Origin of the sequence: Candidatus Photodesmus anomalopis (genome assembly GCF_000731785.2) — a bacterium.
GTDB classification, from domain to species: domain Bacteria; phylum Pseudomonadota; class Gammaproteobacteria; order Enterobacterales; family Vibrionaceae; genus Vibrio; species Vibrio anomalopis.
This window is the reverse complement of the sequence record NZ_JGVJ01000011.1, coordinates 12,574-35,087: the sequence shown is the minus strand read 5'-3', so window position 1 is coordinate 35,087 and position 22,514 is coordinate 12,574. Positions and strand designations below refer to the sequence as shown.

The following is a 22,514-nucleotide window of genomic DNA, read 5'->3' as shown; positions in this document are numbered from 1 at the left end:
TTGCAAGCATTACAGAAATACTGGTACCTAGCGAGTATGGAGAAATTCATCGAGTAACTTATGAGTTTTTAGATTTTTTCCGTTTTCTTCTGCTTGTCTCAAGTAAGGTCTCAGTTCCTAGCATATATATATGAATAATGTTTTATATCATTATTTTTTTTACTACTGCATAATAAAAACCGTCCATATCTTCATCTCCTGGAAGAATTTGATAGCCTGGATGATCGGTTTTAGATCCTATTAATATTGCATTTTTAGTACGTTCTAGAAACGATTTTATTTGTAATTTATTTTCTTCTGGAATAACCGAGCAAGTTGAATATACCATAATTCCATCTGACTTCAATTCCTGCCACATCGCATCTATAATTTCGCTTTGTAATTCCGATAAAGTATCAATATCATTTGAATTACGTAGCCATTTTATATCTGGATGTCGACGGATTACACCAGTTGATGAACATGGAACATCAAGCAAAATTTTATCGAATTTATCTCCTTTCCACCATTTTTTTGGATAACGTGCATCACCACAAATTACATTTGCTTTTAATTTTAGTCGTTCAAGATTGTTATGTAAATTATTTAAGCGTGTAGGATTAATATCAAGTGCAACTACTTTAGCAGTATTAGTATATTCTAAAATATGTGTAGTTTTACCACCAGGTGCAGCACAGCAATCTAAAATTAGTTCATTTTCTTTAGGTTTTAAATAATTAACGGATAACTGTGCTGATGCATCTTGGACAGATATCCATCCTTTTTTGAAACCAGGGAGTATATCTACTTTACAGGCTGAGGCTAATTTTATTGCATTATCAGCTATTGAATGAATAGTATACTGAATACCTAAGTCATCTAGTAAATTTAAGTATTCATTACGTGTATGATATTGTCTATTTACACGTAACCACATAGGTGCTTTTTTATTATTTGCTTCGACAATGAATTGCCATTCTTTAGGATAGTTTTTTTTAAGTTTATCTAAAATCCAATTTGGGTGATTGTATTTTCCTGAATGCTCAGTGATGGCCATCTCATCAAGTTTATCTTTATTGCGTAAGTAGTTGCGCAATATTGCATTAATTAACCTGCTAAGATTTTTTGCACCAAGGATTTTGCTACTTTTAACTGTTTCATACACAGCTGCATGCCATGGAATACGCATAAAACTTAATTGATATATACCAACTAAGATAAGGTAATAAAAGATTTGTTTATCAGTCCTTTTAAATGGGTAATGAATTAAATAATTAGCAATTAATTCTAAGCGAAGCAAGTAACGAAAAACACCATAGCAAAGTTCTTTTAAAAAAGCTTCATCTTTAGGTTTAATATTATTTTTAGCTACATTCAAAGTACGAGTGAATGAGTTGCCCTTATTTAATACCTGAAAAAGTATTCTTGTAGCTAAAACACGAACATTCATAGCATATATGCCTTAATTTTTTAATTATAGACATCTTTCTAAGATGTTTTTTAATTTAATTGTTTGCTGATTTTAAACCAATCTGCCCGAGAATTGAGAATATCTTCTACTTTCATAATTTTTCTATTTGGAATTTGAAGCAACTCAAGGACTAAAGTTCCATTACCTGTAGCAACATATATGCCTGTTTTATCTGATTGTACGATTGTTCCTGCTGGTTTGTTAGTATGTCTTTTTACCGCGCTGCTTTTCCATACCTTAATGCTACAATGATTGTTATTAAAATAACTGACTGGCCAGGGATTAAAAGCGCGAATGCTTCGTTCAATATACTCTGCATCATGATTCCAATTGATTTTAGCTTCTTGTTTATTTAATTTCTGAGCATAGCATGCTAGTTTGTCATTTTGTTTTTGTGGGAACACATTATCTATATTAGTATTTTTCAAAAAATCTAATAAAGTTTTTGAGCCTAATCGAGCTAGTTTTTCATGCATAGAGGCACTTGTATCATTTGGTTTTATTGGTAAAGTAGCAGTTCTTAGTATGTCGCCAGTATCTAATCCAGTATCTATTTTTATTATACTTATGCCAGTTTTTTTATCACCTGATAAAATTGAACGTTGTATTGGTGCAGCACCGCGCCATAGAGGTAATATAGAACTATGAACATTAATACAGCCAAATTTTGGTGAATCTAATATTACCTTTGGGAGTAATAGTCCATATGCTACTACTACTATCAAGTCAGCATTTAGGCTTATTATTTGTTTTCTATTTTGTTCTGACTTAAAATCTTCCGGTTGATAAACAGGAATATTATGTTTTAAAGCTATATTTTTAATTGGATTTATAGTTATTTTTTGACCACGTCCTGATGGACGGTCTGGTTTTGTATATACTGCAATAATTTTATTTTCTGAAGATAACAGACTAATTAGGTGGTGAGTAGCAAAAGTTGGAGTGCCTGCAAAGATAATTTTTAATGGTTGAATCAAAATAAAATTTCCTTCTTTTCTTCTACATGAATTAAAACAGTAGATAAAGAATTAAGTATTAACTAAATTTAGATTGGTATCGTTTAATTTTTCTTAGCTTGTTAAGAACACGGTTACGTTTTAGAGGAGATAGATAATCTATAAATAGTCTACCTTCTAAATGATCTAATTCATGTTGAATACAAACTGCTAATAAATCATGAGCTTTAAAAGTAAACTTTTCACCATTTCTATTCATAGCTTTTATAGTAACTTCAGATGAACGAGATATTAAAGCAGTTATTTTAGGGATTGAAAGACAGCCTTCTTCAATGCTAATTTCACCACGCTTTTCAATTATTTTAGGGTTGATGAGCACTAAGGGTTTATTCTGCGTTTCTGAAACATCTATAACAATAATGCGTTGATGAAAATCTACTTGTGTTGCAGCAAGACCAAAACCGTGTTTCTGATACATTGTTTGAATCATGCTATCAATAATTTCTTTTATCTCAAAGGTAACTTCTATAACAGGTTTAGCCACAGTACGAAGTCGAATATCTGGGAAAGATAATACTTTTAACATAAATTATAATACACTTTAACTGTTTTATTTTTTTTGCCAAAAATTTTTCATATTTTAAAAAGTTTCTTGAAATACTATCAATATATGTCGGTAATTGATAGGTTTTTTGTATTCAAAATATTCAGTTATAAAAATTATTCAAAATAATGAACAATTTTTTATAAAATCAAAATTGTCATTCTTAAGTAAGAGTAATGGCATATACTTCAAAAGAAATGAAGAACTATATCAGTTGTATTCCAATAAGAAGGAGAAGTATACTTGTTTTGTTGAAGTCGTTAATAAGGACAGTCTCTTAAAAGATTGAATTTTTAGTGTATGTTGCTAAGTGTGTACGATAACTTTTTTTTGAAGGGAGAGTCCTCAGTTATGATGATGGATATATTAATGTATTTATTTGAAGCTTATATTTATAGCGATATAGAGTTAAAAGTAGATCAAGAAGCATTAGAAAGTGAGTTACTTCAAGCTGGTTTTCATGAAAAAGATATTGACAAAGTTTTAGATTGGTTAGGGGAATTAGCAGCGTTACAGAAAAGCGATGCATATTCTGCTATCTTAACTAGCTCTGAAACCTCTGCTCGTATTTATACTGATAAAGAAATACAAAGAATTAATTTAGAAAGCCGTGGTTTTCTTTTATTTCTTGAGCAAATTAAGGTATTAACTACTGAAACTCGAGAAATGGTAATTGACCGAGTAATGGGATTAGAAGCTAGTGATTTTGAATTAGAGGATTTGAAATGGATTGTGCTTATGGTTTTATTCAATGTGCCAGGGAATGAAAATTCCTATATATTATTGGAAGACTTGCTATGTGCTAAAGATAAAGGTCTTTTTCATTAGTAAAAATCGATTTATCTGCTATTGAAGAGAATTAATATAAATTTTTACTATAAGTAAAGGTAGTTTCTTTTATTTTTTCTCATTTGCTGTATAATTTTTTTGTATTCAATAGCATTGTGTTTTGAATACTTAGTTGCTTTTTTTCCATCAAGGCTGAAAGAGCACATTGTTTTTTTTGGCATGTGTCAAAAAAATCTTATATTGCTTGAGTTCATTAAATAATTAGTTATTGGAATATTAGAGAGTCCATTTTTGCTATTCACCTATTGTTAAAGCATCTAAAATTAAATTTTATTACCGTATTTGATATCTATCTGTTTAGTAAAGCATTCAAAGGTTTATAGAAATATTTATGTGCATTATATACTATCTGGTTAGTGCTAGTCTCAGGTTATTTTTAAAATAAATTTATTATCATAATAAATTACTATAATGTTATTGTGGAAAGTTTTTCTATTTAGATTAGATCTTTTCTTAAAGACATTTTTGATTATTATGATCTTAATATTTAAAGCTTAATAGTTAAAAGGAATAGCAGACAATGTCATTAGGAAGAGTGCCATGCATTTTAGTAATTAATGGACCAAATCTAAATATTTTGAGTATTCGAGAGCCGTCTTTTTATGGGTTTAAAACATTGGAGCAGATTATAGATATCTTAATTAATCAAGTTAAAAAAATCGGTATTCAATTACAGCATTTTCAGTCTAATTGTGAGTGTAAATTAATAGAAACTATTCATAGTGCTATTGATAGAATAGATTTTATTATAATTAACCCAGCAGCTTTTGCTCATACTAGTATAGCTTTGCGTGATGCTTTAATTGGAGTACATATCCCGTTTATTGAAGTACATTTATCTAATGTGTATTCTCGTGAATCCTTTAGACATTCTTCTTATTTGTCTGATAAAGCTGAGGGGATAATTTGTGGTTTCGGAGCTATGGGTTATGAATTAGCTTTATCTGCTGCCGTTGCATATTTAAAAAATCAAAATAATTAACCATTCCATGCTCTTTAGAGTGGATTAATTATTAGATAAGAGAAAGAAATATATGGATATTCGTAAAATTAAGAAGCTTATTGAACTAGTTGAAAAGTCTTCTGTTACTAAATTAGAAATTACAGAAGGTGAAGAATCAGTACGTATTAGCTGTGATAGAACACCTAAATCACATCCAACTTCAGTTTCAACTCCAACTTCAGTTTCAACTCCAACTTCAGTTTCAACTCCAATCGTTCATCAAGTTCTTTCTCCAATGGTAGGTATTTTCTATGGTTCTCCAAGTCCAGATGCAGAACCATTTATCAAATTAGGTCAAGAGATCAATATTGGTGAGACATTATGTATTGTGGAAGCAATGAAAATGATGAATCAAATTGAAGCTGATAAATCTGGAATTGTTACTGCTATTCTTGTTGAAGACGGTCAACCTGTCGAATTTAATCAACCGTTAGTTACGATTGAGTAATAGGAATTTGTTATGATAGAAAAATTACTGATCGCCAACAGAGGTGAAATTGCTCTTCGTATTCTTCGTACATGTAAGGAATTAGGTATTGCTACTGTAGCTGTTCATTCAGTAGTTGATCGCGATTTACAGCATGTATTGCTTGCAGATGAAACTGTATGCATAGGACCTGCAAATGGTATTGATAGCTATTTAAATATTCCTAGTATTATTTCTGCAGCAGAAGTAACAGGTGCTATTGCTATTCATCCTGGATATGGTTTTTTATCTGAAAATGCTAATTTTGCAGAGCAAGTAGAGCGTAGTGGTTTTATTTTTGTTGGACCTAAAGCTGAAACCATTCGTATGATGGGAGATAAGGTTTCTGCCATTACAGCAATGAAAAAAGCAGGGATACCTTGTATTCCTGGTTCCAATGGATTTTTAAATGATGATACTAGAAGGAATAAAGAACATGCTAAACGCATTGGTTATCCAGTGATTATTAAAGCATCTGGAGGTGGTGGAGGAAGAGGTATGCGTGTAGTAAAATCTGAAAGCGAGCTGATTCAGGCTATTGCATTAACTCGTTCAGAAGCTAAATTAGCATTTGGTAATGATAGCCTCTATATGGAAAAATTCTTAGGAAATCCTCGCCATATAGAAATTCAAATTATTTCTGATGGAAAAGGTTCGGCAATTCACCTTGGTGAACGTGATTGTTCAATGCAGCGTCGTCACCAAAAGGTAATTGAAGAAGCTCCTGCACCTGGTATTACTAAAGAAATTCGTGAAAAAATTGGAAAATGTTGTATAAATGCATGTATAAAAATCGGTTATCGAGGAGTGGGAACTTTTGAATTTTTATATGAAAATGAAAAATTTTATTTTATTGAAATGAATACTCGTATTCAGGTAGAACATCCAGTTACTGAGATGATAACAGGTATTGATCTCATTAAAGAGCAATTACGTATTGCTTCAGGAAAGTCCTTATCTTTATCACAAAAGGATATAAATTTTTCTGGGCATTCTCTTGAATGTCGTATTAATGCAGAAGATTCTGTTCGTTTTTTCCCTTCACCAGGAAAAATTGAACGGTTTCATGCACCTGGTGGTATGGGAGTACGTTGGGAATCGCACGTTTATGCAGGTTATACAGTACCACCAAATTATGATTCTATGATTGGTAAACTTATTACTTTTGGTGAAAATCGCAGTGTTGCAATTGCACGTATGAAAAATGCACTTTCTGAGATAATTTTAGAAGGTATTAACACTAATATTATCTTACAACAAGATATAATCAATGATAGAAAATTTCAACGTGGTGGTATGAATATCCATTTTTTACAAAAAAAGAAATAGTTTTTAACTAATAACAGTCAGAATAATATTATTATACCATGTTTGGGTTTATAAGATTATAATCATTGATATGCTTTAAAAATTGTTTAGCTTGTATAAATCCAGTCAGTCTCGCATTTAAAATATAGTTACCTTGTGCATCCCAGAACTCGATGCTTGGTAATCCAATTATGTTCATATATTTCAATAATTCGATATCTTGTGATGTGTTTTTGCTAATATCTATTTGAAGTAAAATAAATTTTTTTAATTTACTCCTAACATTAAATTGAGAGAAAGTATCCTTTTTAATTTTTTTGCATGTTATACACCAATTTGCATGAAAACTTACTATCGTTGGTTTTTCTGTTTTTTTTGCAAGTAATAATTGTTCTTCAAGTTCTTCAATATTATTAATTTGGATAAATTCTGTTTCCATTTGATTTGTTATGGTATTTTTATAGTGATATTTAATTACAGTTTGTATTGGTATGAGTAATCCAAGACAAACAATCACTTTAAGTATATTTAGTTTCCGGTTATAAAATATAGGCTTTTCAATATAACATAGCCAAACTAAGATACCTAGAATAAAAAACATCCATAATATAGCAGTATACTTTTCTGATAGAATACGCTCTAGAAGAAATATAGCTTGAGCAAGCAAAATAAAACCACAAATTTTTTTAATTGCATGTGTCCAAAACCCTGTTTTTGGAAGTACCTTGCTGCCAAAGATAGACGTAAGCATAAGTGGAATTCCCATCCCTATTCCTAATAAATACAATATACTTCCACCAATGATAAGATTTCCATTTTGTGCTACATAAAGCAATATTCCAGAAACAGGAGCAGTAGTGCATGGTGAACCAATTAAACCAGCAGTGGCTCCCATAAAAAATATTCCAAAATAGTTAGCATTTCTTTGTTTATTATTAAATATGCTTAGTTGTATTTGCATCTTGTTTGGTATGTATAAGTTATAAACACCAAACATTGACACTGCAAGAATACTAAATAGAATGCAAAAACAAATCAATATGTACGGATGTTGTATCATAGATTGAATTTGTAGCCCAATAAATGAAATAAATAAGCCAAGTACAGAATAAGTTATAGCCATCCCTTGGACATAGATAAATGATAGTATTAATGCTTTACTTTGTTTCCTTTCCTCACCTAATATCATACTACTTATAATTGGATACATAGGCAGCATACAAGGAGTAAAAGCTAAGGTAATACCAAGGGAAATAGATAACATTGCTATCTTAAAAAAATTAAAAATAGAATTTATTTGAGTATAATGATTAATGCTTTCAAATTTTTCTTCTCTTAAAGATTTTATTATATTACCTTTAGCAACTTCATTTACACTTAAGTTTTTATCTAAGTCATAGTAATTATGATTAAACTCATTAATAGATATTGTATGAATGGTTATGGGATAGCAAAAACCTAATTTTGCACATCCTTTATATTCGATAGTTAAAACCTGTCCTTGATAAGAGTTTTTCAAAGGAATTTCTATCAGCAGTTGTCTAGTATAAGTGTGATTTTTGCTAAATGATTCGTATTCATTATTTTGATTTTTAGTTAATTCAGAAAAAATATTTTTTTTATTGATAATGATAGTTGGTTGAAAAAGATAGTAACCTTCTTTTATTTCCCAAATTAAAAAAATGCTATTATCTTTTTTATACCAATTAAATAAAAAAGCTTTTTGAGAAGGGAGAATTTTATTTTTAAAATTTGAATTATTGTTTTGTTTATTAAAAAATTCTAATGATAATATTGTTTTTGGAATAATTAATAGAGAGAAAAAAACTAGTGTAGCAGTGATTAGGCGCATATATATACACTTTATAGTAAAAAACAAATCATGTTAAAAATCTAAGAAGTTTTTCTTTTAATTAGTATCTGTCATGATTTCACGGGAAAACACTTTTTCACAATAGTAACATTTAAGTTGAACATGTTCATTTTTTAGTCTGACATGAAAATTGCTTTCTATAGGTTCTCCATGAGAAATGCAGTTACTATTGGGGCATTTAAACACATTGTTGATATGTTTAGGTAGAGTTAGTGTTAATTTTTTTACTACTTTATATTCTTCTATTTGGTTTACTGTTGCTTTTGGTGCATAAAGAACTAATTGATTAGCTTGTTCTTTAGTTAAAAACACATTCTCTATTTTAATTAGATCTTTATGAATTAATGCAGATGATGGTAGATTAAGTCCAATAGTAATTCGTTCATTAACCTCATACATTTTGAATAGCTTGAGGAGTTTTATACCGATACGTGCAGGGATATGGTCAATCACACTGCCATTGCGAATTGCTTCTACTTGAAGTTGAGGTTGTTTATCCACGGGCATATATATTTCCTTGATGGCAAAGAACCAAGACTAATAAGGCTTCACGTGCATACATCCCATTTTCTGCTTGTTTAAAATAGTATGCGTATGGAGTTTTATCAACATTAATGTTAATTTCGTCCACGCGAGGTAGAGGATGTAAGACTTTCATATTATTCTTTGAATTTTTTAGCAAGTCCCTTGTTAAAATGAATCCTGATTTCATTTGCGCATATTCAGATTCATCAAAACGTTCTTTTTGCACACGTGTCATATATAGTACATCAAGTTCTGGTATTACTTCTTCAATATTAGTATGAGTGCTATAATTAATACCCATTTCTTTCAATTCATCACAAATATAGTCAGGCATTGCTAATATTTTTGGAGAAACAAAGAAAAAATGTGTGTTATTGAATTTACATAGTGCTTGAGTAAGCGAATGCACAGTTCGTCCATATTTTAAGTCACCAACAAATGCAATTTTCAGCTCATCTAACCTATTTTGTGTTTCGTAAATAGAAAACAAGTCCAATAAAGTTTGAGTTGGATGCTGATTAGCACCATCTCCAGCATTAATTATGGGAACATTCCTAGAAAACTCAGAAGCTAATCGTGCTGCACCTTCTTGAGGATGTCGTATTATAAAAGCATCAACATATGATGAAATGACTTGGATAGAATCAGCTAATGTTTCGCCTTTTTTTGCTAATGAAGTATTACTATCATTATCAAAACCAATGACTTTTCCACCCAATCGTTGTATTGCTGTTTCAAATGATAATCGAGTTCGAGTTGAAGGTTCAAAGAAACAGCTTGCTATCACCTTATTTTTCAATATATTAGGGTTTGCTTTGAGCTTAAGTTTGGCAGCAGTATCAATAATAAGTTCTAATTCAGAACGGGCAAGTTCAGGAATGGAAATAATGTGTTTACCAAACAAGGAATTTTCCATATGCACCACACATGATTTACATGTAAAGTCGAAGTTAGAATATTCATAACTGTTAAATTTCTAATTTGTTCGAAAAAGTAGCTCATAATGGTACTAATATTTTTACTCTATGTATACTAGTATATGACATGTTATTTAACATAATATTTCATAATATATGATGTATTAGAATATAAATAATCAGTATTTATATTCTAAATTAATTCCTATTATTAATTTAATAGATTAAAGGTCAGCATGATATGAACTAATTACTCTATCATATATGTTATTATTTTAATTTCAGTAAATAAAAGCAATTAAACTTTTAAAGTTATTTTTATTTAAATTGTATTAACATTAATACAATTTAAATTGAGTTTATAGTCGAAAATATAACAAGTTCTTAATTTCGAAGAAAGTTAAGTTAGAATAGGCTTAAATAAGATATTAAATTTATGGATTAATAACTATTTTATATACATATTATTAATATGTCATTGATATAAGTAGTAAATTAATGACTAATATAATATTTAAAACAGCAAAATCTGTATATAAGATCCAATTTAATAAAATTAATATTGAAGCAATATTGCTTTAAAAAATAATTAAACCAGAATTAAACGTATTGTTTTTATATATTGGTTAAATTATGGAAAAGAAAGTTCCTTTTATCTTAAATGGAAGTATTTATCAATCTTCTAATAAAAAAACTACAAGAGAGTTGTACATCAATGATAAATGCATCCAAGTGCCGTTAATAAATAATGAAGTTATTGAAATTATAAAAAAATATAATCATGATTCGACGTCAAAACTTCATACCATTATCAATTTTTTGTACACAGTAGGTCAACGTTGGAAAAGTGAGGAGTATTCAAGACGGAGAACTTATATAAGGAACTTAGTAACCTTTTTAGGTTATTCAGAACAAATGGCTAAATTAGAAGCCAATTGGATATCTATGATTTTATGTTCGAAAAGTGCTTTGTATGACATCATTACTAATGATTTAGGATCGCGTCATATTATTGATGAATGGATACCTCAAGATGAATGTTATATAAAAGCTTTTCCAAAGGGAAAGTCTGTTCATTTACTAGCTGGGAATGTTCCACTATCTGGAATAACATCTATTATACGTGCTCTTTTAACTAAGAACCAATGTATTATTAAAATGTCTTCTTCTGATCCATTCACACCAACTGCACTAGCCATGAGTTTTATTGATGTCAGCCCAACACATCCTATCACTCGTTCACTTTCAATCATTTATTGGTCTCATAGCGAAGATGTTATTTTAGCTAGTAAAATAATGGATGAAGCTGATGTTGTGATAGCTTGGGGTGGAGAAAATAGTATTAAATGGGCTGTTAAACATACACCTGCACATATTGATATACTTAAATTTGGACCGAAAAAAAGCCTTAGTATTATTGACAATCCTGATAATTTAACTGCTGCTGCAAGCGGTGTAGCTCATGATGTTTGTTTCTACGATCAACAAGCGTGTTTTTCAACGCAAAATGTTTATTTTATTGGTGAAAATTTTTACAAATTTAAAAAAGAACTACGTTCTAAGCTTGAACTATATTCTAAGATTTTACCTAAAGGCAAACAAGATTTTGAAAGTAAAGCTGCTTTTTCTTTAGCTGAAAGAGAGTGTTTATTTGCTGGGTATGATGTACAGGTTGGAGAGCAGAAAAATTGGATGATAGTTGAATCTCCAATGGATGTATTAACAAGTCAACCTTTAGGTCGTTGCGTATATATTCATCATGTTTTAGATATTCAAGATGCTTGTAATTATATCAATAAGTATACAACTCAAACAGTATCTATATACCCATGGAAATCTTCTTTTAAATATAGAGATAAATTAGCCTATTATGGTGTGGAAAGAATCGTTGAATCAGGGATGAATAACATATTTCGAGTTGGTGGTGCCCACGATACAATGCGTCCTTTACAAAGACTAGTTAGGTTTGTTTCTCAGGAAAGACCATTCGATTTTACTACAAAAGATGTTGCTGTAGAAATAGAACAAACCAAATTCTTAGAAGAGGATAAATTCCTCGTTTTTGTACCATAAATAGGAGTTTGTTACATGAACAATGAGGTTGTTAATTCTACAATTGATCACATACTGAAGATTGGTAATAACCAAACAATTCGTATTTGGGAAACTCCTCCTAAAGAAAAATCGCCTAATAGAGATAATATAATTCTCATATCCAGTGGATTTGCTAGAAGAATGGATCATTCAGTAGGTTTATCTGAATATTTATCAACTAATGGTTTTTTAGTTATTCGTTATGATTCCCTTAATCATGTTGGTTTAAGTAGTGGAAATATTGATAAATTTACTATGACAATTGGAGAAAAAAGTTTATTAGCTGTAATTCATTGGTTGAATGATAGAGGTTTTTACAATATTGGTTTAATTGCGATTAGTTTATCAGCAAGAATTGCCTATCAAGTAGTTTCTAAAATCAGTTTGTCTTTTTTGATTACTTCTGTTGGTGTTGTCAATCTAAGAAATACTTTAAAAAAAGCATTAGGTTTTGATTATCTACGTTCATCAAGTGAAGATTTTCCAAGTACATTAGAGCTTAAAGGATATAAGTTAGAAGCAAAAAACTTTTTTCTCGATTGCCTCAAGCATCATTGGGCGGATCTTTCTTCTACTATAGATAGAATGAAAGATTTTAGTGCTCCATTTATTGTTTTTATTGCTAGTGATGATGTCTTAATTGAACAAAATGAAGTTTTAGAAATGTTATCTAACATAAAATCTGGTTGTTATAAAGTCTACTCCTTATTAGGCAGTCCTCATGATTTATCTAAGAACCTGATTATATTAAGAAAATTCTATTCATCGATAACTAAAGCTGCAATAGGTTTAGATATAGGAAAGTTGAATCTTTTTGCTTCCATTGATGAACCTGAGTTTGAGAAGATAACTATTAGTACAGTTAATGAACGTAGATTAAAAATTAAGATTGCAAGCCAGTCTTAGTTTTTGTTATTTAAAATTTCATAAAAAAAAGGAGGAGAAGGAAGAATGCAGAAACTTATCGTCTTAGTTTAAAATATCTATAACTTTAAGCTAAAAAAATATACCTAATATTTATGGTACAGCTTGTTTTAAATAATTATAGGGAATATAGAATATGAAATATGGAAATTTTTTACTTACTTATCAACCTCCTCAACTTGACCAAAAGGAAGTAATTAAACGTATGGTTAATTTAGGTAGAGCATCAGAATCATGTGGTTTTGATACAGTTTGGTTATTAGAGCATCACTTTACTGAATTTGGTTTGCTTGGCAATCCATATGTTGCAGCAGCTAATTTGCTTGGAGCAACTAAAACATTAAATGTTGGCACTGCTGCAGTTGTCTTACCAACTGCTCATCCAGTACGACAACTTGAGGATGTAAATCTTCTTGACCAAATGTCAAAAGGTCGTTTTAAATTTGGCATTTGCAGAGGTTTATATGATAAAGATTTTCGTGTTTTTGGTACTAATATGGATGAAAGTCGTGAGCTTATGAATTGTTGGTATGACATTATGTTAAAGGGAATGGAGAAAGGTTACGTGTCATCGGATAGCGAGCACATTCAATTTCCAAAAGTTACTGTTTCTCCCAGTGCTTACATTGAGCGAGGTTCACCAGTATACGTGGTAGCCGAGTCTGCTTCAACTACTGAATGGGCAGCAGAACGAGGTTTGCCTATGATATTAAGTTGGATTATTAATCAAAATGAGAAAAAAGCACAACTGGAGCTTTATAACGAAGTGGCTCTTGAACATGGTCATGATATTTCAAATATTGACCATTGTCTATCATATATAACTTCCGTTGATTATGATTCAAATAAAGCTAAAGATATTTGTCGTGATTTTTTAGCTCACTGGTATGAGTCTTATTTAAATGCTACTACTATCTTTGATGATTCAGACCAAACTAAAGGTTATGATTTTAATAAAGGCCAGTGGCGTGACTTTGTACTGAAAGGACATAAGGATACTGGTCGTCGTATTGACTATAGTTATGATATTAACCCAGTTGGAACTCCAAAGGAGTGTATCGATATTATTCAATCTGATGTTGATACAACCGGTATTAGTAATATTTGCTGCGGTTTTGAAGCTAATGGTTACGAAAAAGATATTATTGCATCGATGAAGTTATTCCAGTCTGATGTGATGCCCCACCTAAAAGAAAGAAAAGTAAGCATGGCAAACTAGAATAAAAAGGAATTATGTATGAAATTTGGATTGTTTTTTCAAAATTTTCTTACTAAAGGTCAATCATCGGAGTCAATTTTAGATAATATGATGGAGATTGCTACTCATGTTGATGAACTTAATTTTAAACAAATCTCTGTTTATGAGAATCATTTTTCACCTAATGGTATTATAGGTTCTCCATTAACTGCTTCAGGGTTTTTATTAGGGTTTACTAAAAAAATAAAAATTGGTTCACTAAATCATGTTTTAACTACGCATCATCCTGTTAGATCAGCAGAAGAAGCCTGTTTGCTTGATCAAATGAGTGAAGGACGGTTCATTTTTGGCTTTTCAGATTGTGAAAAGATTAGCGAAATGGAATTTTTTAATCGTCAGGTGGATTCTCAAGAGCAGATATTTAGTGCTTGTTATGATATTGTAAATGAGGCATTTACTACCGGATATTGTCATCCTGATAATGATTTTTATAGTTTTCCGAAAGTATCAATTAATCCACATGCTTTTACTTCTGGTGGTCCTAAACAATATGTAACAGCGAGCAATATGAAAGTTGTTAAATGGGCTGCGATGAAAGCATTACCGTTGATTTTTAAGTGGAATGATAGTAATGATACTAAATCAAAATATGCAAATTACTATAAAATTATAGCAAACGAGCACGGGGTAGATATTTCTAATGTTGAGCATCAATTAACATTGATGGTTAATGAAAATATTGATAGTAATCTTGCTAAAGAAGAAGCCAGAGAATATCTTTCTGATTTCGTTAAAGAAATGCATTCTGATGAAAATTATGAAGCTAAGCTAGATGAACTTATCGATGAAAATGCAATTGGTAATTTCGAGGAATGTATGATTTCTGGCAAATTAGCATTGGAGAAGTCTGGAGCATCCCATTGTTTAATGTCGTTTGAATCCATCCAAGATATTGTACGTCAAAAATCGGTTATTGATTTAGTTAATGAGAATATTGGTAAATATCATCACACATAACATGTTACCAGAGAAATTCTTAAAAATTAAACGAGCGGTGGCTTTCTTTGCCACTGCCTTGGTTCTTACTTTAAGCTAAGAGAGTTGTTATTGGATTTAGTAGGATAGAAACTTATGAGTATTACTTCCCATATCCATGTAAAAGTAGAAAATATTAATGTTAGTTCAGAAATTGATAATTTGATCTTCATGAGTTCTCCATTAGATTTTTCCTATAAAGCTCAAAAAGAGATTCAAAAAAAATTAATTTTACAAACATTTCATCATCACTATATACATAATATTGCTTATCGAAATTATTGTCAGGTATTAGGTGTTGATGACAGCATTTCAAATATTAATGACATTCCTGTGTTTCCTACTTCAATATTTAAACATCGTAAGATATTGACATCTGATAAAAGTGAGATAGAAAACTGGTTTACTAGCAGTGGAACTCAAGGTATTAAAAGTTTAGTACCTCGTGATCGTGTTAGTATTGAACGTTTATTGGGTTCCGTCAGCTATGGCATGAAATATGTAGGGAATTGGTTAGAAACTGAAATGGAGTTAGTAAATCTTGGACCGGATAGATTTCATGTTAGTAATATCTGGTTTCAGTATGTAATGAGCCTAGTTGAATTACTTTATCCAACAACTTTTACTGTCCAGAATGAAAAAATAGATTTTGAACTAACACTAAAAACTTTAAATAAAATTCAATCTTCTAATAAGACTATTTGTTTAGTCGGACCACCTTATTTTGTATTTTTACTTTGTGAATATATGGAAAAAAATAAAATTATTTTTAATGGATCAGACCAATTATATATCATTACTGGAGGTGGTTGGAAGAATCATAATGATAAATCTCTTAATCGTTTAATGTTCAATCAATTACTAATAGATAAATTCCAACTTGCAAATCAAAGTCAGATTCGTGATACTTTTAATCAAGTTGAACTGAATACATGTTTTTTTGAAGATCAGCAACAAAGAAAAAGAGTACCACCTTGGGTATATGCTCGAGCTTTAGATCCTGAAAGTCTTAAACCAGTTATAAATGGTAAAAAAGGGATATTGAGTTTTATGGATGCTTCGGCAACAAGCTATCCAGCTTTTTTAATTACTGATGATATTGGAATTATTTCAGAACATACTACTGATGGTTTACTTGGGACAAGTATTGAGGTAATAGGTAGAATGAAAAAAACTAGTGCTCAAAGAGGATGTGCTTTAAGTATGTCTAGGGCTTTTGCTAATAATGCTTAAGGGAGAACTATGATTGTGCAGTGTACTGTGACTGATATTGATCGGGTATCAACTCAAGTATATAAGGTGTTTTTAAAACCGGAATTTAATGTTGTATTTAGAGCTGGACAGTATTTAAAAATGAATATTAATTCAAAGAGCTATGCTTTTTCAATTGCTAGCTGTCCATCGAAACAAAATTTAATTGAATTACATATAGGAGAAAGTGAGAAAGCAGATAAAAATAATTGTATTATTTCATCTTTTCAGAAAGCATTATATCAAGATAGTACGATTCAAATAGATGTTCCCTATGGTGATGCTTGGCTGCGTGAAGATAGTTGCAGACCGATTTTATTAATCGCTGGTGGTACAGGTTTATCTTATGTAGTTAGCATATTAAAGAAATGTATTAATGCAGGAATGGAACAATCAATCTATTTATATTGGGGAGTAAGGAATATTAGTTTGCTTTATGTACATGAGGAACTAGTTAATTTAACAACGAAGTATAGTAATATGCGTTATATACCTGTTTCTGAATCTGTAGATGATGAGAATTTTGTTAAAAAAGGTACTGTCCTCGATATTGTACTGAGTGATTTTCAGGATCTTGCTAAGTTTGATATTTATATGTGTGGTCCAATGAAAATGATCAAATCAACGAAAGAAATGCTTTGTACGCATAGAAAGGCAAGCATAATTAGAATGTTTTCTGATGCACTTGCTTATATTTAAATGTGGTACCTCTAAGAAAAATAAAAAATGTTCAACCTCTAAGAAAAATAAAATTGGAAATGTGCAACCTCTAAGAAAAATAAAATTGGAGTTGTGTCTTCTTTTATTCTTTATATAATTCGTTAGTTCAACGATAATTTTAAATTACTATAAGGGAAAAATTTATGAAGAAACTGCTCTTTTTTTTCGTTTTGGTATTTCATCTTTGTTTTTCATCAGTAGCAATTTCAACTGAAAAAGAAGTAAATGTATACTCTTATCGTCAACCTTTTTTGATCGAGCCGATTTTTAATGAATTTACTGAAGATACTGGTATTAAGGTTAATATAAAGTTTGCTAAGAAAGGTTTAGTAGAAACCTTACAAAGGGAAGGTAAATATAGTCCTGCTGATGTTATATTAACTGTAGATATTAGTCGTCTTATGGAGTTAAAAAATAAAGGAGTAGTGCAGAGAGTTAAAAATAAGGTGATTGATTCAAATATTCCTTCTCAGTATAAAGATGGGGAGAAAGAATGGTTTGCTTTAACCTTACGTGCTCGTTCTGTTTATTCATCACGTGATCGAATAGGGAAACTAGATAAAAATTTTTCCTATTCAGATTTAACTAAACCAAAATTTAAAGGTAAAATATGTACGCGTTCAGGTAAACATCCTTATAATTTATCTTTGGTTGCTTCAATGATTGCTCATAAAGGGGAAAAGCAAACTAGAGAATGGCTAGAGGGATTGAAGGTTAATTTAGCCAGAAAACCTCAGGGCGGTGATCGAAGTCAAGTTAAAGCTATAAAGGAAGGTTTATGTGATCTTTCTATAGGTAATAGTTATTACTTAGGTAAGATGCTTAATGATGATAATCAAAGGGCATGGGCTGAATCAGTTTATATTAATTTTCCAAGAATAAATGCTAAAGGTACACATGTTAATGTCAGCGGTATGGCTATGGCTAAATACGCACCAAATAAAGCAAATGCGATGAAGCTTATGGAATTTTTATCTGATGATAAAGCTCAGAAAATGTATGCTGAATTAAATCATGAATATCCAGTTAAAAAAGGAATTAAACGTTCACCATTAGTTGAGTCTTGGGGACGTTTAAAAGCAGATAATATTCCTCTAGATGAGATTGCTTCTCATCATTCAACTGCTATTAAACTTTTAGATTCAGTTAAGTTCGATCTCTAATTAGCATTAGAATGTAATATATAGAAAAGGGAGATACTAATACATTGATTTCTCCCTTTTCTGTATATAATGAAAGATAATGAAAAACAAAACCTTTTGGCAAAACAGAAGTGCATGTTTAGCCTTATTGCTACTTTTTCCTATATTAGCAATATTTTATACTGCCTTTGGCGATACGGATACGGATAAAATCTTTTCCCATTTAATGTCAACTGTACTTCCTACCTATACTTTTAATACCATGATTTTAGTGCTAGGGGTGCTTTTCCTTTCTATGATTTTTGGATTATCTACTGCCTGGTTAATGGCTATGTGTAAACTTCCATCAGAACGATTTCTTCGTTGGGCATTAGTTTTGCCACTAGTAATGCCAGGTTACATTGTAGGATATATATTTACTGATTGGTTAGATTTTGCAGGTCCAATACAGATTTTGCTACGCAGCTTAACTGGATGGAAAGCAGGTCAGTATTGGTTCCCAGATATTCGTACTTTACCAGGTGCTATCATTGTGCTAGCACTTGTCTTTTATCCTTATGTTTATCTTCTTTGCCGTGCTGCATTTATGGAGCAAAGTATAGTATTTCTTCAAACTGCAAAGCTACTTGGATATTCCCCATTGGAGAGTTTTTTTCATGTTTCACTTCCTCTAGTTCGTCCCTCAATAATCATTAGTTTATCTTTAGTTGCAATGGAAACTATTGGTGATTTTGGGACTGTCAGCTATTTTTCTGTAAGTACGCTTACTACCGCTGTTTATGATACTTGGTTAGGGTATTCTAGCCTAGCTGCAGCTGCTAAAATTTCAATTATTATGTTATTTTTTGTTTTTATCATTATGAGTATAGAACAATATAGTCGACGTAAGAAAAAAATATTTCAAATGCAGTTTAATAATGCTGAAAACTTTTATTATAGATTAATTGGTTGGAAAAAATGGCTAGCATTAGTCTGGTGTTGGGGTCTAGTTTCTATTGCATTTTTTTTACCTTTATCACAGTTATGCATTTATGCTTATCATTATTTTGAAACTAGTTGGACAGGAAAGTTTTCAGTATATGTATTAAATAGTATAAAAATATCAGTAATAGCGGCTTTTTTTTGCTTATGTATTTCTTTGATTATAAATTTTTGTAATCGAATTAGTCCAAATTATAGAAGCATGATATATATGCGAGTATCATCAATGGGATATGCTATACCTCCAACTGTATTAGCTATTGGTGTAATGGCTTCTGTCTTATTAATGGATAGAGTTGCTAATGTTATTTTAGAAAAATTCAATTGGTGGCAACCTGGTCTGATATTTTCAAGTTCTATATTTACCTTGATCTTTGCAATGGTTGTTAGATTTTCTGCAGTTGCTATTGGTAGTATTGAAAGTAGTTTAAGTAAAATCTCTCCTTCTTTAGATATGGCTTCTAGAACTATGGGCTGTAATTCAAATCAAATGTTATGTCGTATTCATTTACCTTTAGTACGTAGAGGTTCGCTTATTGCAGTATTATTAGTATTTATTGAATCAATGAAAGAATTAAATGCTGGATTATTATTACGTCCCTTTAATTTCGAAACTTTAGCTACTTATGTATTTAATTATGCTTCAGATGAACATTTAGAATTAGCAGCTCTACCGGCAGTATTACTTGTGTTAGTAGGAATAATTCCTCTTATGATTATCAATTATTCTCTTAGGAGTAAAAGTACTAATGAGCTATGCATTATCTATTCAAAATCTAACTTATAAATATAATTCGCAAATTGTATTGAAATGTCTTTCTTTAGATATTCAACATGGTGAAATTGTTTGTTTGTTAGGTGCTAGCGGTTGTGGAAAAACAACACTTTTAAAAGCAATAGCAGGTTTGTTACCTTTATCTTCTGGAGTTATTCGATTAAATTGTATGGTTGTTGATGATGGAATAAATAGATTACCACCAGAAAAACGCAATATTGGCATGATATTTCAAGATTATGCATTATTTCCACATTTGACTGTTTCTGAGAATATTGCTTTTGGTCTACGTAATATGAATCAAAAAACAAAAATGCATAGAGTTGATGAAATGTTGTTATTGGTTCATTTATCTGGTTATGGGGAACGTTTTCCTCATCAACTGTCTGGCGGTCAGCAACAACGTGTTGCAGTTGCACGCTCACTCGCATATAAGCCTGATTTATTGTTATTAGATGAACCTTTCTCTAATATCGACACTCAAGTAAAGTATGATTTGATTACAGATATACGTAAGCTTTTTAAAGCTCAAGGTGTCACTGCTATTTTTGTTACTCACAGTCGAGAAGAAGCTTTTATTTTTTCAGATAAAATGGCCATAATGAACTATGGTGTAATTGAACAATATGGTTTAGCATCAGATCTATATCGTTATCCGTTAAGTAAATTTGTTGCTGATTGTTTAGGTGGAACTAACTACTTTCCTGCAAAACGATTATCAAAATTTCAATATCAAACAGATTTTGGTTTAATTAAAGCAAAAGCTCATCGTAATATTAGTTTTGGAACTGAATGTGAATTATTATTTCGTCCTCAACAGGTAAAGATTACTTCTGATAAAAATAGTAATATCAAAATTTTAGAGAAAACATTCATGGGAGAGCAATGCTATTATATTATTGAAGCAAATGGGAAATATATTTCATCTGTGTCTAGCTCACGAGAAATGTTAGATTTAGGACAAAAAGTATCAGTAAAATTAGACGTGAAGGATATTATAGCTTTTTAATATTCTGTTTGTTGTTAATACATAATATCATTTCTACATTGGTTTTATTAGAAATAGAAGGTTATATTTTTTATTTTATAGATTTTTAAAATTACGTTAAAATACTCCGCTAATTTTTAGTATTTTAAGGCTTGATTATTTCTTTTTCAAAATTTAATCGAGTTAATTGATTGATTTTAAAGTAAATACTCAAGGGAGTACTTAATGTTCCAGGTTAAAAAAATATCAATAGTTAGTCGTGCTGTATTATCAGGATTAAGCTTATTATCATTTGTAATACAGGCAAATACTTTTAATTATAATTATTTTGAAATACGAACAGGATTTCAACCTGAGATGGCAGGTCTTGAGCTTAGTACTTTATTGACTGAAAATTCACATTTTGTAGCTCGTATTGATAGTGAATTACAAGGTGATTGGGATACAGCAATTGGTGTTGGATTTAACGGACCAATTAATAAATTTTCTGATATTTATGGTCAATTTTTAATTCACTACCTTTCTTATCCTTTAAAAATAAATCCTTTTGGTAAGAAAATAATTGAGAAAGAAATTAATTTTGGTGGTCGGTTTTGGTTAACAGAAAAAATAGAAGCTATTGGTCGTATTGGTCGTGTTAGTCGACAGGGGTCTGTTTTTCATGTTGGGGCTAGGTTTCATTCAACAGAAGAACTTTCTATTTCTGCAGAAATGAGAAAAAATGCTAATTACAGGACAAGGGCTACTATATCAGTGCGTTTTGAATTTTAAAAAAGATATTCTTAATTTATATTACTGATTCAGTAATTAAAAATATTAATCATTTTAATTGATATTTTTATTATTTATTTTACTAAAAAGTAATTTATATAAGAATTTTTTATACCGTTAGAATTTAGCATTAGTGATTACCAATATACGTCTTACTTAAATATAAGGAGTGATAGTGAGTGATTTTTATCAACTTTCAATAAATACTTTGCAGGGTAATATACTCAATTTTAATTCTTTTAGAAATAAAGTTGTATTAATCATAAATACTGCTAGCTTGTGTAGTCTAACACCACAATTAAAAGGTTTTCAAAGATTGCATGCAAAGTATCTTAAGAAAGATTTAGTAATTTTAGCTTGTCCATGCAACCAATTTGGCAATCAAGAACCAGGGAATACAACTGATATTCAAAATGGTTGTTTAATTAGATATGATCTTGATTTTGTTTTTAGTGAAAAAATTGAAGTTAATGGTAAAAACAGCCATCCAGTATTTATTTATTTAAAAAAGCAATTACCTGGTATTTTCGGCAATTACATTAAGTGGAATTTTACTAAGTTTTTAATTGATAAAAAAGGCATCCCTGTTAAACGATTTTCACCTATTGTAACACCCAAATCATTAGAAAAATATATTGTTCAAGCTTTAAATAAGCCAATAATTTAGAGCATACTTGAATAAGT

Annotated in this window: 20 protein-coding genes and 2 pseudogenes; 16 read left to right on the top strand and 6 right to left on the bottom strand. The window is 30.4% G+C overall.

Going from position 1 to position 22,514, the window contains the following annotated elements; all coding sequences use genetic code 11:
• Positions 1-142 precede the first annotated feature (142 nt).
• Genes rsmB through def form a run of 3 tightly spaced genes read right to left on the bottom strand, consistent with a single transcriptional unit; the run spans position 143 to position 2,992 of the window.
• Positions 143-1,429, bottom strand: coding sequence for a 16S rRNA (cytosine(967)-C(5))-methyltransferase RsmB (rsmB, locus tag CF66_RS02795; protein ID WP_034411547.1), 1,287 nt, complete (start codon positions 1,427-1,429; stop codon positions 143-145).
• A 50-nt stretch (positions 1,430-1,479) separates the two neighbouring features.
• On the bottom strand, positions 1,480-2,427 hold the full coding sequence (fmt, locus tag CF66_RS02790) for a methionyl-tRNA formyltransferase (protein ID WP_016504113.1): 948 nt from the start codon (positions 2,425-2,427) through the stop codon (positions 1,480-1,482).
• A 58-nt stretch (positions 2,428-2,485) separates the two neighbouring features.
• On the bottom strand, positions 2,486-2,992 hold the full coding sequence (gene def / locus CF66_RS02785) for a peptide deformylase (protein ID WP_016504112.1): 507 nt from the start codon (positions 2,990-2,992) through the stop codon (positions 2,486-2,488).
• Positions 2,993-3,361: 369 nt separating this feature from the next.
• On the opposite strand from def, the gene CF66_RS02780 reads away from it, so the two are divergent.
• The 5 genes and pseudogenes from CF66_RS02780 (at position 3,362) to accC (ending at position 6,657) form a co-directional block, all read left to right on the top strand.
• Entirely contained in the window at positions 3,362-3,838 is a 477-nt protein-coding gene (locus tag CF66_RS02780; protein WP_016504111.1) for a DUF494 family protein, read from the top strand.
• 541 nt (positions 3,839-4,379) lie between these two features.
• Positions 4,380-4,841, top strand: a complete 462-nt coding sequence (gene aroQ, locus CF66_RS02775) for a type II 3-dehydroquinate dehydratase (RefSeq protein ID WP_016504110.1) — start codon at positions 4,380-4,382, stop codon at positions 4,839-4,841.
• Between the two features lie 52 nt (positions 4,842-4,893).
• Positions 4,894-4,950, top strand: a pseudogene (locus CF66_RS04750) (hypothetical protein); the annotation flags it as partial.
• A gap of 3 nt (positions 4,951-4,953) precedes the next feature.
• Positions 4,954-5,310 (top strand): annotated as a pseudogene (gene accB / locus CF66_RS02770) (acetyl-CoA carboxylase biotin carboxyl carrier protein); the annotation flags it as partial.
• Positions 5,311-5,322: 12 nt separating this feature from the next.
• Positions 5,323-6,657 (top strand): acetyl-CoA carboxylase biotin carboxylase subunit, encoded by a 1,335-nt coding sequence (gene accC / locus CF66_RS02765; protein ID WP_034411545.1) that lies wholly within the window; start codon positions 5,323-5,325, stop codon positions 6,655-6,657.
• 31 nt (positions 6,658-6,688) lie between these two features.
• Here the strand turns inward: accC and dsbD are convergent, their stop codons facing one another.
• Genes dsbD through pyrB form a run of 3 tightly spaced genes read right to left on the bottom strand, consistent with a single transcriptional unit; the run spans position 6,689 to position 9,950 of the window.
• Entirely contained in the window at positions 6,689-8,488 is a 1,800-nt protein-coding gene (dsbD, locus tag CF66_RS02760) for a protein-disulfide reductase DsbD (protein WP_034411544.1), read from the bottom strand.
• A 57-nt stretch (positions 8,489-8,545) separates the two neighbouring features.
• On the bottom strand, positions 8,546-9,010 hold the full coding sequence (gene pyrI / locus CF66_RS02755; RefSeq protein ID WP_034411542.1) for an aspartate carbamoyltransferase regulatory subunit: 465 nt from the start codon (positions 9,008-9,010) through the stop codon (positions 8,546-8,548).
• Positions 9,003-9,950 (bottom strand): aspartate carbamoyltransferase, encoded by a 948-nt coding sequence (pyrB, locus tag CF66_RS02750; protein ID WP_016504105.1) that lies wholly within the window; start codon positions 9,948-9,950, stop codon positions 9,003-9,005. Before pyrB ends, pyrI begins: the two co-directional genes overlap by 8 nt.
• A 634-nt stretch (positions 9,951-10,584) precedes the next feature.
• On the opposite strand from pyrB, the gene luxC reads away from it, so the two are divergent.
• From luxC to CF66_RS02695, 11 genes are all read left to right on the top strand, one after another.
• The gene (gene luxC, locus CF66_RS02745; RefSeq protein ID WP_016504104.1) at positions 10,585-12,024 is read left to right on the top strand and encodes a long-chain-fatty-acyl-CoA reductase LuxC; all 1,440 of its coding nucleotides are present in this window, start codon (positions 10,585-10,587) and stop codon (positions 12,022-12,024) included.
• A 15-nt stretch (positions 12,025-12,039) separates the two neighbouring features.
• Complete coding sequence (gene luxD / locus CF66_RS02740) at positions 12,040-12,951, top strand: fatty acid reductase transferase subunit LuxD (RefSeq protein ID WP_016504103.1); 912 nt, start codon at positions 12,040-12,042, stop codon at positions 12,949-12,951.
• A gap of 154 nt (positions 12,952-13,105) precedes the next feature.
• Positions 13,106-14,188, top strand: coding sequence for a luciferase subunit alpha (luxA, locus tag CF66_RS02735; RefSeq protein ID WP_016504102.1), 1,083 nt, complete (start codon positions 13,106-13,108; stop codon positions 14,186-14,188).
• An 18-nt stretch (positions 14,189-14,206) separates the two neighbouring features.
• Positions 14,207-15,184, top strand: a complete 978-nt coding sequence (luxB, locus tag CF66_RS02730; RefSeq protein ID WP_016504101.1) for a luciferase subunit beta — start codon at positions 14,207-14,209, stop codon at positions 15,182-15,184.
• A 114-nt stretch (positions 15,185-15,298) separates the two neighbouring features.
• Entirely contained in the window at positions 15,299-16,435 is a 1,137-nt protein-coding gene (gene luxE, locus CF66_RS02725; RefSeq protein WP_016504100.1) for a long-chain-fatty-acid--protein ligase LuxE, read from the top strand.
• A gap of 9 nt (positions 16,436-16,444) precedes the next feature.
• Positions 16,445-17,152 carry an NAD(P)H-flavin reductase gene (gene fre, locus CF66_RS02720; protein ID WP_034411540.1) on the top strand — a complete coding sequence of 236 codons (708 nt, stop codon included), beginning with the start codon at positions 16,445-16,447 and terminating at the stop codon, positions 17,150-17,152.
• Positions 17,153-17,316: 164 nt separating this feature from the next.
• Positions 17,317-18,336: a Fe(3+) ABC transporter substrate-binding protein gene (locus tag CF66_RS02715; protein WP_034411537.1), complete on the top strand. Its 1,020-nt coding sequence runs from the start codon at positions 17,317-17,319 to the stop codon at positions 18,334-18,336.
• A gap of 79 nt (positions 18,337-18,415) precedes the next feature.
• Complete coding sequence (locus CF66_RS02710) at positions 18,416-20,083, top strand: ABC transporter permease (protein ID WP_051348153.1); 1,668 nt, start codon at positions 18,416-18,418, stop codon at positions 20,081-20,083.
• Positions 20,046-21,080, top strand: a complete 1,035-nt coding sequence (locus CF66_RS02705; RefSeq protein WP_016504096.1) for an ABC transporter ATP-binding protein — start codon at positions 20,046-20,048, stop codon at positions 21,078-21,080. Before CF66_RS02710 ends, CF66_RS02705 begins: the two co-directional genes overlap by 38 nt.
• A gap of 204 nt (positions 21,081-21,284) precedes the next feature.
• Positions 21,285-21,830, top strand: coding sequence for a hypothetical protein (locus CF66_RS02700; RefSeq protein ID WP_016504095.1), 546 nt, complete (start codon positions 21,285-21,287; stop codon positions 21,828-21,830).
• Between the two features lie 175 nt (positions 21,831-22,005).
• Positions 22,006-22,497: a glutathione peroxidase gene (locus CF66_RS02695; protein WP_034411535.1), complete on the top strand. Its 492-nt coding sequence runs from the start codon at positions 22,006-22,008 to the stop codon at positions 22,495-22,497.
• The last annotated feature ends 17 nt before the right edge of the window (positions 22,498-22,514 follow it).

Bases quoted from the DNA above. Each gene is read 5' to 3' on its own strand.
- rsmB (WP_034411547.1), bottom strand. From the start codon at position 1,429: ATGAATGTTCGTGTTTTAGCTACAAGAATACTTTTTCAGGTATTAAAT.
- def (WP_016504112.1), bottom strand. From the start codon at position 2,992: ATGTTAAAAGTATTATCTTTCCCAGATATTCGACTTCGTACTGTGGCT.
- CF66_RS02780 (WP_016504111.1), top strand. From the start codon at position 3,362: ATGATGATGGATATATTAATGTATTTATTTGAAGCTTATATTTATAGC.
- aroQ (WP_016504110.1), top strand. From the start codon at position 4,380: ATGTCATTAGGAAGAGTGCCATGCATTTTAGTAATTAATGGACCAAAT.
- accC (WP_034411545.1), top strand. From the start codon at position 5,323: ATGATAGAAAAATTACTGATCGCCAACAGAGGTGAAATTGCTCTTCGT.
- dsbD (WP_034411544.1), bottom strand. From the start codon at position 8,488: ATGCGCCTAATCACTGCTACACTAGTTTTTTTCTCTCTATTAATTATT.
- pyrB (WP_016504105.1), bottom strand. From the start codon at position 9,950: ATGGAAAATTCCTTGTTTGGTAAACACATTATTTCCATTCCTGAACTT.
- luxC (WP_016504104.1), top strand. From the start codon at position 10,585: ATGGAAAAGAAAGTTCCTTTTATCTTAAATGGAAGTATTTATCAATCT.
- luxD (WP_016504103.1), top strand. From the start codon at position 12,040: ATGAACAATGAGGTTGTTAATTCTACAATTGATCACATACTGAAGATT.
- luxA (WP_016504102.1), top strand. From the start codon at position 13,106: ATGAAATATGGAAATTTTTTACTTACTTATCAACCTCCTCAACTTGAC.
- luxB (WP_016504101.1), top strand. From the start codon at position 14,207: ATGAAATTTGGATTGTTTTTTCAAAATTTTCTTACTAAAGGTCAATCA.
- luxE (WP_016504100.1), top strand. From the start codon at position 15,299: ATGAGTATTACTTCCCATATCCATGTAAAAGTAGAAAATATTAATGTT.
- fre (WP_034411540.1), top strand. From the start codon at position 16,445: ATGATTGTGCAGTGTACTGTGACTGATATTGATCGGGTATCAACTCAA.
- CF66_RS02715 (WP_034411537.1), top strand. From the start codon at position 17,317: ATGAAGAAACTGCTCTTTTTTTTCGTTTTGGTATTTCATCTTTGTTTT.
- CF66_RS02710 (WP_051348153.1), top strand. From the start codon at position 18,416: ATGAAAAACAAAACCTTTTGGCAAAACAGAAGTGCATGTTTAGCCTTA.
- CF66_RS02705 (WP_016504096.1), top strand. From the start codon at position 20,046: ATGAGCTATGCATTATCTATTCAAAATCTAACTTATAAATATAATTCG.
- CF66_RS02700 (WP_016504095.1), top strand. From the start codon at position 21,285: ATGTTCCAGGTTAAAAAAATATCAATAGTTAGTCGTGCTGTATTATCA.